At 67.0% G+C, this 13045-nt stretch carries 14 protein-coding genes; 9 read left to right on the forward strand and 5 right to left on the reverse strand.

Translation table 11 applies throughout. The annotated features are described in order from the left end of the window. Positions 1-179: 179 nt before the first annotated feature. The 3 genes from QX010_RS19365 to QX010_RS19375 form a co-directional block, all read right to left on the reverse strand. On the reverse strand, positions 180-1154 hold the full coding sequence (locus tag QX010_RS19365) for a peptidyl-alpha-hydroxyglycine alpha-amidating lyase family protein (protein ID WP_315805674.1): 975 nt from the start codon (positions 1152-1154) through the stop codon (positions 180-182). A 75-nt stretch (positions 1155-1229) separates the two neighbouring features. Next, positions 1230-2321, reverse strand: a complete 1092-nt coding sequence (locus QX010_RS19370) for a DUF2855 family protein (protein WP_315805675.1) — start codon at positions 2319-2321, stop codon at positions 1230-1232. A 108-nt stretch (positions 2322-2429) separates the two neighbouring features. Beyond that, a complete protein-coding gene (locus tag QX010_RS19375) occupies positions 2430-3083 on the reverse strand; it encodes a DNA-3-methyladenine glycosylase 2 family protein (protein WP_315805724.1) in 654 nt (217 codons plus the stop codon). 121 nt (positions 3084-3204) lie between these two features. Here QX010_RS19375 and gluQRS point away from each other — a divergent pair, with 121 nt between their 5' ends. Together gluQRS and QX010_RS19385 are read left to right on the forward strand one after the other, a co-directional pair. Then, entirely contained in the window at positions 3205-4074 is an 870-nt protein-coding gene (gene gluQRS, locus QX010_RS19380; RefSeq protein ID WP_315805676.1) for a tRNA glutamyl-Q(34) synthetase GluQRS, read from the forward strand. A gap of 572 nt (positions 4075-4646) precedes the next feature. Continuing rightward, positions 4647-5789, forward strand: coding sequence for an ATP-binding protein (locus QX010_RS19385; RefSeq protein WP_409998000.1), 1143 nt, complete (start codon positions 4647-4649; stop codon positions 5787-5789). Here the strand turns inward: QX010_RS19385 and QX010_RS19390 are convergent. Then, positions 5716-6609, reverse strand: a complete 894-nt coding sequence (locus QX010_RS19390) for a YihY/virulence factor BrkB family protein (protein WP_315805678.1) — start codon at positions 6607-6609, stop codon at positions 5716-5718. The two genes, QX010_RS19385 and QX010_RS19390, sit on opposite strands and share 74 nt — an antisense overlap. A 130-nt stretch (positions 6610-6739) precedes the next feature. On the opposite strand from QX010_RS19390, the gene QX010_RS19395 reads away from it, so the two are divergent. The 6 genes from QX010_RS19395 (at position 6740) to QX010_RS19420 (ending at position 10619) form a co-directional block, all read left to right on the forward strand. Continuing rightward, the gene (locus tag QX010_RS19395; protein WP_015664263.1) at positions 6740-6934 is read left to right on the forward strand and encodes a twin transmembrane helix small protein; all 195 of its coding nucleotides are present in this window, start codon (positions 6740-6742) and stop codon (positions 6932-6934) included. Positions 6935-6979: 45 nt separating this feature from the next. Continuing rightward, positions 6980-7552 (forward strand): cob(I)yrinic acid a,c-diamide adenosyltransferase, encoded by a 573-nt coding sequence (locus tag QX010_RS19400; RefSeq protein WP_315805679.1) that lies wholly within the window; start codon positions 6980-6982, stop codon positions 7550-7552. A 117-nt stretch (positions 7553-7669) separates the two neighbouring features. Next, entirely contained in the window at positions 7670-8419 is a 750-nt protein-coding gene (locus tag QX010_RS19405; RefSeq protein WP_315805680.1) for an electron transfer flavoprotein subunit beta/FixA family protein, read from the forward strand. Then, positions 8419-9363: an electron transfer flavoprotein subunit alpha/FixB family protein gene (locus QX010_RS19410; RefSeq protein WP_315805681.1), complete on the forward strand. Its 945-nt coding sequence runs from the start codon at positions 8419-8421 to the stop codon at positions 9361-9363. Before QX010_RS19405 ends, QX010_RS19410 begins: the two co-directional genes overlap by 1 nt. Positions 9364-9462: 99 nt before the next feature. Further along, a complete protein-coding gene (locus QX010_RS19415; protein ID WP_315718147.1) occupies positions 9463-10341 on the forward strand; it encodes a 3-hydroxybutyryl-CoA dehydrogenase in 879 nt (292 codons plus the stop codon). A gap of 80 nt (positions 10342-10421) precedes the next feature. Next, complete coding sequence (locus QX010_RS19420; RefSeq protein WP_315805682.1) at positions 10422-10619, forward strand: putative motility protein; 198 nt, start codon at positions 10422-10424, stop codon at positions 10617-10619. A gap of 189 nt (positions 10620-10808) precedes the next feature. Here the strand turns inward: QX010_RS19420 and tlpA are convergent, their stop codons facing one another. Next, entirely contained in the window at positions 10809-11498 is a 690-nt protein-coding gene (gene tlpA / locus QX010_RS19425; protein WP_316181240.1) for a thiol:disulfide interchange protein TlpA, read from the reverse strand. A 98-nt stretch (positions 11499-11596) separates the two neighbouring features. On the opposite strand from tlpA, the gene argH reads away from it, so the two are divergent. After that, positions 11597-12988, forward strand: coding sequence for an argininosuccinate lyase (gene argH / locus QX010_RS19430; protein WP_316181242.1), 1392 nt, complete (start codon positions 11597-11599; stop codon positions 12986-12988). The last annotated feature ends 57 nt before the right edge of the window (positions 12989-13045 follow it).

Raw genomic sequence — 13045 nt, forward strand, 5'->3', positions numbered from 1 at the left:
CATGCAGCGTGACGGGATTGTGAAGCCCCAAGAATGGCTTGACACATGGTTTGACCTGGCTTCTCCCGCCTTTCGAGCTGCGGTCAAAGCGCGTCAGAACCGTGGCAGAGCGCTCAGCCGCTGCACTGCAAATCAGTTGCATGTCCTCGGCCGGGGCCAGCATCCGCTGGTGGCCAAGGTCAGCCAGGGACGCGCTCCAGCTTCTGCAGACAGCGATGGATCCTGACCTCGTCCGGCATCGGCCGGTCCGGAAAGCTCGTGCTCCAATTGGTGACGCCGACCTCGCCGACATAGATGTCGCCGCGGCTGTCGATCGCGAGGCCGTGCGGCGCCAGGAAACGCCCGGTTTCCAGGCCCGGGCCATGCTCGCCGCCGAGCCGGGCGATGCGCCGGCCGGTGGCGTCGGTGATGGTCAGCCGCGGTCCGAGGTTGGGAACGTTGAGGTTGACCGGCATGCCCGGACCGAGCTCGCCGATGATGAAGGTCTTGCGCCCGGCGCCGCAGGCGCACAGCGCGCAGGGCCGATGCAGATTGTTCCACTGCGTCTCGTAGCGGCCGTCGCCGTCGAAGATCTGGATGCGGTGGTTCTCGCGGTCCGCGACATAGACGAAGCCGTCGGCATCGGTCGCAATGTTGTGAACGATGTTGAACTGGCCGGAATCGGAGCCGGGCTCGCCCCAACTGCGGATTAGCCGGCCGTCGGGTGTGTATTTGTGGACCCGTGCATTGCCGTAGCCGTCGGACACGTAGATCTCGCCGGATGGCGACAGCGCGGTGTGGGTGCAGCGGTTGAATGGTTCGCCGCTCATGAAGGGCGTCGGACGCTCCGGCAGGCCGATCGTCAGCAGCACCTTGCCCTCGGGCGTGCATTTGCGCACGGTGTGGTCGCCGTCGTCGGTGCAGTAGAGATTATCGTCCGCGTCGATCGACAGGCCGTGGGCGCGGCTGAACAGCCCCTCGCCAAAACTCCTGATGAAATTGCCGTCGCGGTCGAACACGATCATCGGATGGGCGCCGCGATTGAAGGCGTAGACGCGGTCCTTGCTGTCGACGGCAACCGAGGCGACGTCGGTCAGCGCCCAGCCGTCGGGCAGCCTGGCCCAGCCCTTGACGACGCGATAGCTGTGCTCGCCGGAGCCGAGAGTGATGGACATGAAGCAGCCTCCGGGAATTCGCCTGATCTGAGCTGCCGCAAGGCTACACGCGACCGGCACCCGGCGGAAAGCGCCTCATGCCGTCATTGTCAGCATGTGCCCCTGATCCGGCGGAATGCGTCCTTGCAGCGTGTCGAGATAGATCCGCTGCACCGCGTCGGGACCGCGTCCATCCACGATCGTCAGCCAGCCGTCGAGCCGCGGCGCAAAGTCCTGCCACGCCGCGCCGAGCCGCTTTTCGATGCCGCCGGGTCCCCATTCCCTGGCGCGCTTCCTGATCTGGTCGGGCGCGAAGAACCAGGTGGGCCGGGCACCGGGAAGCGCGTCTGCGTCGTCGATGACGTCCTGATGCGTCAGGCCGATGCGGCCGGAATAGACCAGGTTGTCGCCGTAGCGTCGATGCAGCGCGGCGCGCAGACTGGCATTGCCGGCCATGTCGACGAAGGCCGCGCTCGTCCCCGCGTCGAGCATGTCGATCGCATCGTAGGTCACCACCTCGTCATAGCAGCCGAGCGAGCGGACGAAGGTTGCATTCGATGGCGAGGTCAGCCCGATCACGCGGATGCCCTTGCGCTGCGTATGCAGGAGATGGGCGAGTCCGAACGCGGTCTTGCTCGAGGCCGAGGACAGGATCACGGTGGTTGCGCCGAAATGGGCATGTTCGGCGAGGAAGTCGTCGACCAGGAACGACAGCATGAACAGCGGGCGCAACAGCGCCTGGTAGTCGCCTTGCCGTCCGGCAAAGGCGGGATCGTCGCCCACCCGTGCATAGGCGTTGTAGACCGGCGCGACGCCCTGGCGGTGTGCGGCCGCGTCGCGCAGGCCGCGCTTGCCGACGTCGGCGGCCTCGATGACGAGATGCGTCGCCATCGGGAAGTAGCCGAACAGGCGCTCGCCTTCCGCCACGGCAGGATGGCGAGAGGCGATCACGTCGCCGAAGCCCCACACGGGGATGATGCCGAAGCCGCCGGGCGCAGGAAACAGTTGCCAATATTTCAACTGCTCGCCGAGCAGGGCATAGGTGATGTTGTTGGCGGTGAAGGCGAAGCGGTCTACCTTGACCAGCAGCGCCTCGGCCGGAAGCGCGTCGCTGCCGGGAAGCTCGGTGACGATCGTCTGGCACTGCTGCAGATCGCTGCGTGCGACGATGAAATCGGACGATTGCATGATGAAGACCCCGGCCATGCGATGATGTGCGTCGTGGTGCGATCCTGGCCGACATCGATGACCGTTTTGCAACCCCAACTTTGTTTGAAACGGCGTTCGCCGAAGTTGTTAGTTCGCCGGCGTGATGACGCCCTCGCGTTTCTTGAGCACGCGGTAATAGCTCCACCACAGATGCGCGGCCGCGCCGCGCAGCGGCCGCCAGCCTTCTGCAAGCGGCATCATCTGCTTCGCTGTCGGCCGCGCCGCAAGGCCGAGCCCGACCTTGACGGCCTCCTGCACGGCGAGGTCGCCGGCCGGCCAGGCATCGCCATGGCCAAGGCAGAACAGCAGGTAGACGTCGGCTGTCCACGGCCCGATGCCGGGCAGCGCGGTGAGGGTCGCATGCGCGGCGTCGGCGTCCTCATTGGCGAGAACGTCGAGATTGAGGCGCTCGGCGCCGAGTTCGCGCGCAATGTGCTTCAGCGTCTTGATCTTGGCGGCCGAGAGCCCGAGCCGGCCCAGCCGGTCGGCACGGGCGCGGCGGATCGCGTCGGCATCGAACGGATCGAACGCCGCCTGCAGCCGGCCCCAGATCGCCGCCGCGCTCGCGGTCGACAATTGCTGGCCGCAGACGATGTGCGCGATCCCGGCAAAGCCCGGCTCCCGCCGCCGCAACGCCGGCATGCCGGTGGCGGCGAGGATCGGAGCGAGGCGGTTGTCCTGCTTCACCAGCTCGCGGACCGCGTCCTCGAGAATGTCCTGGCTGTCGAGATGGAGGGTCATGTGTCTAAAGCTTTCTGCGTCGTCATGCGCGGGCTTGACCCGCGCATCCATCTCGGATCGAACGTAATTGAAGGATGATTGTCGGATCGCGCCAGCTCAAGTCCGGCAATGACAAGATGTCATGCCACCCGTTTTCCGATTTGCCCCCAGTCCGAATGGCTATCTGCATCTCGGCCACGCCTATTCGGCGCTGTTGAACGTCCGATGCGCGCAGCAGAGCGGCGGCCGCTTCCTGCTGCGCATCGAGGACATTGACCCCACCCGGTGCCGGCCGGAGTTCGAGCAGGCGATCTATGAGGACCTCGCCTGGCTCGGCATCGCGTGGGAGCAGCCGGTGCGGCGACAATCGGAGCACCTTGCCGAGTACCGCGCTGCGCTGGACCGGCTGCGGGGCATGGGGCTGGTCTATCCGAGCTTCGAGAGCCGGGCCGAGATCGCGCGGCTGGTCGCGCAACGGGATGCGGACGGGGCCTGGCCGCGCGACCCCGACGGGGCGCCGCTCTATCCGGGGACGGCGACCTCGCTTTCCGAAGCGCGACGTGCGGGGCTGATGGCCGGTGGCGTGCCCTATGCCTTGCGGCTGGACATGGCCGCGGCGATCGCGCGCGTGGGCCGGCTGGCCTGGGACGAGCAGGGCGCCGGGCCTTCGGGCGAGAGCGGCAGGGTCGAAGCAAGGCCGGAGGCGTGGGGGGATGTGGTTCTGGCGCGCAAGGAGACGCCGACCAGCTATCACCTGTCCGTAGTGCTCGACGACGTCCTGCAGGGGGTGACCGAGGTGGTGCGCGGCCAGGACCTGTTTCATGCCACCAGCGTCCACCGGCTGCTGCAGGTCCTGCTCGGCCTGCCGGCGCCGGCCTATCGGCATCACCAACTGATTCGCGACGCACAGGGCCACAAGCTGTCCAAGTCCACCCAGGCGACGGGATTGCGCGCCTTGCGCGCGGAAGGCGTCTCGCCGGCGGAAATCCGACACAGGATCGGCATGGTCTAGCCGCGTCCTGCCGCAAGCCCGATGTCTTCCCACGTTTCCGGCGGGGACAACCTCCGGGGCATCGTGACACCCGGAAACGACCGTGCCATGCTGCTCGGTGGCGCGGGTAATCGGGAGCTTCAATCGAAAGCGGCACGACGAGACATGACAGTAGAAGTGCCCCTTCGTTTTTCGGAGTTCATGTCACAGGGGCCATGATGAAGCGCGTTCGGAACATGAGTACGGGGCGCCGGGCCCGACCGGCCAAGCCTGCTGCGCCCAGGCCCGCCGCGGCGTCGAGGCCGGCCGGTGGAAAGACGCCCTCTGGAATGGCGCCGTCGAAGGTCTCGTCCAAAGCAGGGAAGCCGAAGACGCCCGCCGCGAAGGCGCCGCCGGTCAAGGAGCGCGCCAAGGCGCGACCGCTCAAGAAGCACGTTCCTCAGGTCACGGCGATGGCGGGGAGCCGGCGCAGCGCGGCCAAGGCCGGATCAGCAAAACCTGGATCAGCCAAGCCTGGATCAGCCAAGCCCGTCTCGGCGAAAGGGGCGGCGTTCGCGCTTGGCGGACCAGGTGCGGGAGTCGTCGAAGCCGCCTTGGCGGTGTTCGCCCACGAGGTCCGCACGCCGCTGACAGGCATTCTCGCCATCAGCGACCTGCTCGCCACATCCGAACTCGGCGAGCGCGAGCGGCGCTGGGTCGACACCATCAAGGCTGGCGCGGAGCACCTGTCGAGCCTGGCGACCCTGTTCGTCGATGCCGCCAAGCAGGAGACCGCGGGGACGCTGCTGCGCGAGGATCTGTTCGACCTGCGCGTGCTGGCGCGCGCCGCCGGGGACTCGCTGTCCGGCCGCGCCGCCGCCAAGGGGCTGGAGGCCAAGGTCCGTGTCTCCGACGATTTGCCGGGGCTCGTCGTCGGTGACCCCGTGCGGCTACGCGCCGCACTCGAAAATCTGATCGATAATGCGGTGAAGTTCACCGAGCAGGGGGGCGTGGCGCTGGACATCGCGCTGGCCGGCAAGGCCGGGCGCGGCAGGCCGATCAGGCGCGCCGCCAAGGGCAAGGTCGCGGTCGCCTTCCGTGTTTCCGATTCCGGCATCGGCCTGACCCTGCAGGAGATCAAGCGGCTGTTCCGCCCGTTCAGCCAGGCCAATGTCTCGATCGCCTCGCGCTTCGGGGGCGCCGGCCTCGGCCTGTCCTCGGTTCGGCAAATCGCGCGCGCCATGGGCGGCGACGTCGCGGTGGCGCCGCATGAAGGCGGCGGCACGACCTTCACGCTGACCGTGGCGCTGACCGTGGCGGCCGCGCCGCACACCACGGCGGGCGGCTCGGAAGATGGCGTCACCCTGGGGCCGACGCGGCCCTTGCGCATCCTCGGCGTCGAGGACAATCCGTTCGGCCGCGTGGTGCTCAACACGATCCTCAACGAGCTCGGCCACCAGGCGGAGTTCATCGGCCGCGGCGAGGCCGCACCGGAGCGGATCATGGCCGGCAGCTACGATGCGGTGCTGATGGACATGGTGCTGCCCGGCATCAATGGTGTCGAGGCGATTGCCCGTATCCGCAAGCTGGATGCGCCCCACGGCACGATCCCGATCATCGGCGTCTCCGGACGCGGCGAGGACGAGGCGGCCTCGCGCGCCGCCGGCGCCGACGCGTTCCTGCTCAAGCCCGTTTCGCCGCGGGCACTAGCGACTGCGCTTCTTGGAGCGACACGCCGCGCGGCAGCCGCGACTTGATGATCGAGGCGTTCAACTCGCCGCCATACACGAAGATCGCGGCGATGAAATACAGGAACACCAGCGCGATGATCACCGATGCGAGCCCCGCATACATCGTGACGTAGTTGTTGGCGAACCGCGCCAGATACTGGCCGAACACGATGCCCGACACCAGCGAGGCGATGAAGGTGAAGACGATGCCGGGCATGATCTGCATGAAGCTGCGCCGGCCCGCCGGCAGCCAGGCATGCAGGATGAACAGCGCCACAATCAGCGCGCTGATGGTGATGCCGTAGCGCGACAGGTTGACGAAGCGCTCGTTGGCCTCGACCGCCAGCGGCAGGTAGCGCCGGGCGGTGGCCAGCATCAGCGGGCCGAGCACGATCAGGAACGACATCGCCAGCGCCGTGATCGCGGCGACCAGGGTGTAGCCGATCGATTCCAGCCGCAGCCAGTACCAGCGGCGCTGCTCGATCACGCCATAGGCGCGGTTGAGCGCGACCCGCAGCGCCTCGACGCCGTTCGAGGCGAAATAGACCGCGAGCACGGCGCCGATGGTCAGCGCGTCGGTCCGGGTCGTGGTCAGCACGTCGTGGATCTCGCCGGTCAGCGCATCCGCGACCTGGGCCGGCCAGGTCTGCAGCATCAGGGTGGCAGCCTGGTCGGCCAGATCCTTGGAGCCGAGAAAGCCGGCGAGCGAGGTCAGGACGATCAGAAACGGAAACAGCGCCATCAGGGTTGACAGCGCGATATGGCTGGCGATCGCCCAGCCGTCGTCGGCGAGGAAGGTGTAGAACGCGTCCATGACGACGTGGAAGATGTAGCGAAGCGCCTTCACCTGTTCCTGCACTCCGCGAAACGATGTGATTTGTACAATCCGATATTACGGGCCCAAAAGCCAGAAGTTGCGGCCTCTGGCGGTCCGATCCGGCATGGCGCTCCTGCGTCTGCGGTGTTATCTAGCCCGAATGGCTTCACTTCTCGGTAAATTCATCCTTCCCATCGCCGTCGGCGCGGTCGCGCTGGTGCTGTTTCTCGGCCTCGTCAACATGACGCGGGGCGGCTCGCCCAACCTGTCGCAGAAGCTGATGCGCTGGCGGGTGATCCTGCAGTTCGTCGCGGTCGTCATTGCCATGGCGGCGATCTGGGCGATGGGGCGCTGAGACCGAGACGCCGAGGCGTCGAGAAACGGACGTTGAGAACGCAGCATGGTGGTCCTGAATCGCATCTACACGCGGACCGGTGACGACGGCACGACCGCGCTCGGCAATGGCGAGCGGCGTCCCAAATACGATCTGCGCGTCTCCGCCTATGGAACCGTGGACGAGACCAACGCCGCGATCGGCGTGGTCCGGCTGCATCTGGCTGATGCGCCCGAAATCGATGCGATGCTCGGCCTGATCCAGAACGATCTGTTCGACCTCGGCGCCGATCTCGCGGTGCCGCAGCGCGAGGGCAAGGCCGAGCGGCTGCGCGTCGTCGCCAGCCAGGTCGACCGTCTGGAGCGCGACATCGACACACTGAACGAGCGGCTCGCGCCATTGACCTCGTTCGTGCTGCCCGGAGGGACCGCGGCGGCGGCGCATCTGCATGTGGCGCGTACCATTTGCCGCAGGGCGGAACGGATCATGACGGAACTCGCCGGCAAGCCGGACGAGCCGGTCAGCGAGGCCGCCATTCGTTATATGAACCGGCTGTCGGATTTCCTGTTCGTCGCCAGCAGGGCGGCGAACCGGAACGGCGCCGGCGACGTGTTGTGGGTGCCGGGGCAAAACCGTTAACCCGGGGGCGTGCGGGCCTGCTTTTTTCGCCCGTCGCGCGTTGACCGGGGGGGATGGGCGCTTTAGGTTCCGCGCCCGAAAGGTCAACCCCGGACAATTTAGAGCGAAAGAGGATCGATGAAGGTTCTGGTGCCGGTCAAGCGGGTGGTCGATTACAACGTCAAGGTCCGCGTCAAGAGCGATGGATCGGGCGTTGAACTCGCCAACGTCAAGATGTCGATGAATCCGTTCGACGAGATCGCCGTCGAGGAAGCGCTGCGGCTGAAGGAAGCCGGCAAGGCGACCGAGGTGGTGGTGGTCTCGATCGGGCCCGCGCAGGCCTCGGAGACGATCCGCACCGCGCTCGCGATGGGCGCCGACCGCGGCATCCTGGTCAAGGCCGAAGGCAATGTCGAGCCGCTCGCAGTCGCCAAGATCCTCAAGGCGGTCGCCCAGGAAGAGCAGCCTGGCCTGATCATCCTCGGCAAGCAGGCGATCGACGACGATAGCAACCAGACTGGCCAGATGCTGGCGGCGCTGCTCGGCTGGGCGCAGGCGACCTTCGCCTCCAAGCTCGAGGTCGAAGGGTCCGACTTCAAGGTTACCCGCGAGGTCGATGGCGGCCTGCAGACCGTGAAGCTGAAGGGACCGGCGATCGTCACCACCGATCTCCGCCTCAACGAGCCGCGCTACGCGTCGCTGCCGAACATCATGAAGGCGAAGAAGAAGCCGATCGCCGAGAAGACCGCCGCCGACACCGGCATCGATCTCACGCCGCGGCTCGAGGTGATCAAGACCGCTGAGCCCGCGGGCCGCAAGGCCGGCGTCAAGGTCAAGGACGTCGCCGAGCTCGTCAACAAACTCAAGACCGAGGCGGGGGTGCTCTGATGGCCACGCTGCTGATTGCCGAACACGACAATGCGTCCGTCAAGGACGCGACCAACAAGGCGCTGACGGCGGCTGCAGCCCTCGGCGCCGATGTCGACGTGCTGGTCGCGGGTCAGGGCGCCAAGGGCGCGGCCGACGCCGCCGCCAAGCTCGCCGGCGTCAAGAAGGTGCTGCTCGCCGACGATGCTGCCTATGCGCATGATCTCGCCGAGCCGCTCGCGGATCTCGTGGTCAAGCTCGCCGCGAACTACGACGCGATCGTCGCGCCGGCGACCTCGCGCTTCAAGAACGTGATGCCGCGCATCGCCGCTTTGCTCGACGTGATGCAGGTGTCGGAGATCATCAAGGTCGTGGCGCCCGACACGTTCGAGCGGCCGATCTATGCCGGCAACGCGATCCAGACCGTGAAGTCGAAGGACGCCAAGAAGGTCATCACCGTGCGCACCTCCACGTTCGCAGCCGCGGGCGAAGGTGGCAGCGCGGCGGTGGAGAGCGTGGCGGCGGCCGGTGATCCGGCGCTGTCGAGCTTCGTCGGCGAGGAGGTCGCCAAGAGCGATCGTCCCGAGCTGACCTCGGCCAAGATCATCGTCTCCGGCGGCCGCGCGATGCAGAGCCGCGAGAACTTCGCCAAGTACATCGAGCCGCTCGCCGACAAGCTCGGCGCCGGCGTCGGCGCCTCGCGCGCCGCGGTCGATGCCGGCTACGCACCGAACGACTGGCAGGTCGGCCAGACCGGCAAGGTCGTCGCGCCGGAACTGTATGTGGCCGTCGGCATTTCAGGCGCCATTCAGCATCTGGCCGGCATGAAGGACTCCAAGGTGATCGTCGCGATCAACAAGGACGAGGACGCGCCTATCTTCCAGGTGGCCGATTACGGCCTGGTGGCGGACCTCTACCAGGCGGTTCCCGAGCTGACCGACGCGCTCGGCAAGCTCGGCAAGTAACGCTCAAGACACCGGCCGCATGGGACCGCGGCGGCCGGTGTTCTCACTTCCAAGGGCATGGACGGGCGCAGCAGGCGTGCCGTTCGGGTGGATGACAACATGGCTCAGATCAACAAGCTCGGAGTGATCGGCGCAGGACAGATGGGCAACGGCATTGCGCACGTTGCCGCGCTGGCCGGGCTCGACGTGGTGCTCAACGACGTCACCGCTGATCGGTTGAAATCGGGCATGGCGACCATCAACGGCAACCTGACCCGCCAGGTCGCGAAGAAGGTGATCTCCGAGGACGCCCGCAACCAGGCGCTCGGCCATATCTCGATCAGCGAAACCCTCGATGGCCTCGCCGATTGTGATCTCGTCATCGAGACCGCGATCGAGAAGGAGGACGTCAAGCGCAAGATCTTCCACGATCTCTGCGCGGTGCTGAAGCCCGAGGCGATCATCGCCTCCAACACCTCGTCGATCTCGATCACCCGGCTCGCCGCCTGCACCGACCGCCCCGAGCGCTTCATCGGCATTCATTTCATGAACCCGGTTCCGCTGATGGAGCTGGTCGAGCTGATCCGCGGCATCGCCACCGACGACGCCACCTTCGAGGCGGCCAAGGAGTTCGTCGGCCGGCTCGGCAAGCAGGTCGCCGTGTCCGAGGATTTTCCGGCCTTCATCGTCAACCGCGTGCTGCTGCCGATGATCAACGAGGCGATCTACACGCTGTACGAGGGTGTGGGGAATGTCGAGGCGATCGACGCGGCGATGAAGCTCGGCGCGCACCACCCGATGGGGCCGCTGGAGCTGGCCGACTTCATCGGCCTCGATACCTGTCTGTCCATCATGCAGGTGCTGCACGAGGGGCTGGCGGATTCCAAATACCGGCCGTGCCCGCTGCTGGTGAAATATGTCGAGGCCGGCTGGCTCGGCCGCAAGACGCAGCGCGGCTTCTACGACTATCGCGGCCCCAAGCCGGTGCCGACCCGCTGATTTTACCGCCGCTGGGCGCCATCGATACGCTTCGTTAAGGGACACGGCTTAACCTCGCCGTAACGAGAGGTTGTACGCGTATGGACATGAGCTTGGTGGCTGCGGTCATGGCGCAGCAGGCGGGTGCGACACAGCAGCAGGTCGCGACGTCGGTGCTGAAGCAGAACCTGAATGCCCAGAAGGACGCGGTGCTGACGCTGCTCGGCGGCGCTCAGCAGACATTGTCGCTCGCCAATGCCGGCCCCGGCGTCGGCGGCAATCTCAACATCGCCGCCTGAGCGGGACGGGCCGTCGGTCTGGTCCCCACCGGCCGGAAATGAAGGGCCCGCCTCCCGCCAATCGATCACTCGTCATGCCCGGGCTTGTCCCGGGCATCCACGCGGTTCTGCGCATGCCGGCCGACGTGGATGGCCGGGACAAGCCCGGCCATGACGGCCTGGAAATAGCTTCCTGCAAAACGCTGAGTGTTAGAGCCCCGCCGCTGTCTTCGTCGTCGCCGCCTGGATCAGCTTGACCGCGTCGGCGCTGTCCCACTCGGCAGGTCCCGCGATGGTCGCGATCTCGCAGCCCTGGGCATCGACCAGCACCGAGGTCGGCATGCCGAGCGCGCGGCCGACCGCCTTCAGATCCTGGAACACCTTGGCCTTCGGGTCGCTGAAATAGGCCAGCCGGGTCAGCTTGGCGTCGCTCAGGAACGCCTTGGGCTTCTCCGGATCGCGGGTGTCGATGTTGACCGCGACCACCTGGAAGGCGTCGCTGCCGAGCTTGGCCTGCAGCCCGTCCAGCGCCGGCATCTCCTTGCGGCAGGGCACGCACCAGGTCGCCCACAGGTTCAATAGCACCGTCTTGCCGCGGAAATCCGACAGCTTCCTCGCTGCCCCCGTGCCGTCCTCGAAGGCGAGGTCCGGCAGTCGCAGCGGCACGGTGGCCGCCGTCAGCGCCGCCACCTCGCCCTTGATCAGCGGCGAGATCCGCTTGGCGGTGGCGACCGCCGCCTGACAGGCCTGGTCGCCCGCCGGCCGTCCCCTGAGCAATCCGCCAAAGGTCGCCGCGGCGATGCCGGCCACGGCGACCACCGCCACGGCACCGGCCGCGAGCAGCGTTCGCCGCGAGGAAGCGGGGCGGGCAGGGGACGTATCCGGCTTATCGTTTGTCATCTCGGGTCGGTTGCGGCTATCAGAGGCGCGAATGTCGGGAGTCCGGACGGTTTGTCCCATCCCGTGGCGGTCAGCAAGGTCTTGGAAGCGGTTCAGGCATGAGCAACACGATGTGGGGCGGACGGTTCTCGGAGCGTCCCGACGAGATCATGGAGGACATCAACGTCTCGATCGACGTCGATCGCCACCTTTACGCGCAGGATATCGCCGCTTCCAAGGCGCACGCCGCCATGCTCGCCGCCCAGGGCATCATCACCGCGGGTGATGCGAAAAATATCGGGAAGGGTCTAGACACGATTTTGTCAGAGATCGCCAAGGGTTCGTTCGAGTTCAAGCGGGCCCTGGAAGACATCCATATGAACGTCGAGAGCCGGCTGTCCGAGCTGATCGGCCCCGCCGCCGGCCGCCTGCACACCGCGCGCTCGCGCAACGACCAGGTCGCGACCGACTTCCGCCTGTTCGTCCGCGACACCATCGACGACATCGACGCGGCGCTCGCCGCCTACCAGCACGCGCTCGCCTCCCGCGCGCTCGACCATGCCGGCACCGTGATGCCCGGCTTCACCCATCTGCAGACCGCCCAGCCCGTCACCTTCGGCCACCATCTGCTCGCCTATGTCGAGATGGCCGGGCGCGACCGCGGCCGCTTCCTCGATGCCCGCAAGCGGCTCAATGAATCGCCGCTCGGCGCCGCCGCGCTCGCCGGCACCTCGTTCCCGATCGACCGCCACGCCACGGCGGAAGCGCTCGGCTTCGACCGCCCGATGGCCAATTCGCTCGACGCCGTGTCCGACCGCGACTTCGTGCTCGAGACCTTGTCGGCGGCCTCGATCTGCGCCGTGCATCTGTCGCGCTTCGCCGAGGAGATCGTGATCTGGACCTCGCCGCTGGTCGGCCTGATTAAGCTGTCGGACAAGTTCACCACCGGCTCCTCGATCATGCCGCAGAAGCGCAATCCGGACGCCGCCGAGCTCGTCCGCGCCAAGACCGGCCGCGTCATCGGCGCGCTGAACGCGCTGCTGATCGTGATGAAGGGCCTGCCGCTCGCCTACCAGAAGGACATGCAGGAGGATAAGCAGGGCGCGATGGAGGCGTTCGCGGCGCTGTCGCTCGCCATCCGCGCCATGACCGGCATGGCGCTCGACCTCGTGCCGGACGAGGCCCGCATGAAGGCCGCCGCCGGCGAGGGCTACGCGACGGCGACCGATCTCGCCGACTGGCTGGTGCGCACCCTGAAGATGCCGTTCCGCGAGGCCCATCACGTCACGGGGCGCATCGTCGCGCTCGCCGCCAGGCAGGGCGTGGCGCTGCACGAGCTGCCGCTGACGGCGATGCAGGAGGTCGAGCCCAAGATCACGGCCGACGTGCTCGGCGTGCTCTCGGTCGAGTCCTCGGTGAAGAGCCGCACCAGCTTCGGCGGCACCGCCCCGAAGAACGTGGCCTCCCAGGCCAAGGCCTGGCTGAAGCGGCTGGAAAAACAGCGGAAGTAGGGCTCCGTCCGAAATTTGATCGCCGCAATTTGATCGTCCTGGCGTGGCACTCCCGCA

Source organism: Bradyrhizobium sp. SZCCHNRI1009, assembly GCF_032487575.1.
Lineage (GTDB): Bacteria > Pseudomonadota > Alphaproteobacteria > Rhizobiales > Xanthobacteraceae > Bradyrhizobium.

What these genes read in the sequence shown, in the direction of transcription:
- QX010_RS19365 (WP_315805674.1), bottom strand. Translation starts at nt 1,154, where the DNA reads ATGTCCATCACTCTCGGCTCCGGCGAGCACAGCTATCGCGTCGTCAAG.
- QX010_RS19370 (WP_315805675.1), bottom strand. Translation starts at nt 2,321, where the DNA reads ATGCAATCGTCCGATTTCATCGTCGCACGCAGCGATCTGCAGCAGTGC.
- QX010_RS19375 (WP_315805724.1), bottom strand. Translation starts at nt 3,083, where the DNA reads ATGACCCTCCATCTCGACAGCCAGGACATTCTCGAGGACGCGGTCCGC.
- gluQRS (WP_315805676.1), top strand. Translation starts at nt 3,205, where the DNA reads ATGCCACCCGTTTTCCGATTTGCCCCCAGTCCGAATGGCTATCTGCAT.
- QX010_RS19395 (WP_015664263.1), top strand. Translation starts at nt 6,740, where the DNA reads ATGGCTTCACTTCTCGGTAAATTCATCCTTCCCATCGCCGTCGGCGCG.
- QX010_RS19400 (WP_315805679.1), top strand. Translation starts at nt 6,980, where the DNA reads ATGGTGGTCCTGAATCGCATCTACACGCGGACCGGTGACGACGGCACG.
- QX010_RS19405 (WP_315805680.1), top strand. Translation starts at nt 7,670, where the DNA reads ATGAAGGTTCTGGTGCCGGTCAAGCGGGTGGTCGATTACAACGTCAAG.
- QX010_RS19410 (WP_315805681.1), top strand. Translation starts at nt 8,419, where the DNA reads ATGGCCACGCTGCTGATTGCCGAACACGACAATGCGTCCGTCAAGGAC.
- QX010_RS19415 (WP_315718147.1), top strand. Translation starts at nt 9,463, where the DNA reads ATGGCTCAGATCAACAAGCTCGGAGTGATCGGCGCAGGACAGATGGGC.
- QX010_RS19420 (WP_315805682.1), top strand. Translation starts at nt 10,422, where the DNA reads ATGGACATGAGCTTGGTGGCTGCGGTCATGGCGCAGCAGGCGGGTGCG.
- tlpA (WP_316181240.1), bottom strand. Translation starts at nt 11,498, where the DNA reads ATGACAAACGATAAGCCGGATACGTCCCCTGCCCGCCCCGCTTCCTCG.
- argH (WP_316181242.1), top strand. Translation starts at nt 11,597, where the DNA reads ATGAGCAACACGATGTGGGGCGGACGGTTCTCGGAGCGTCCCGACGAG.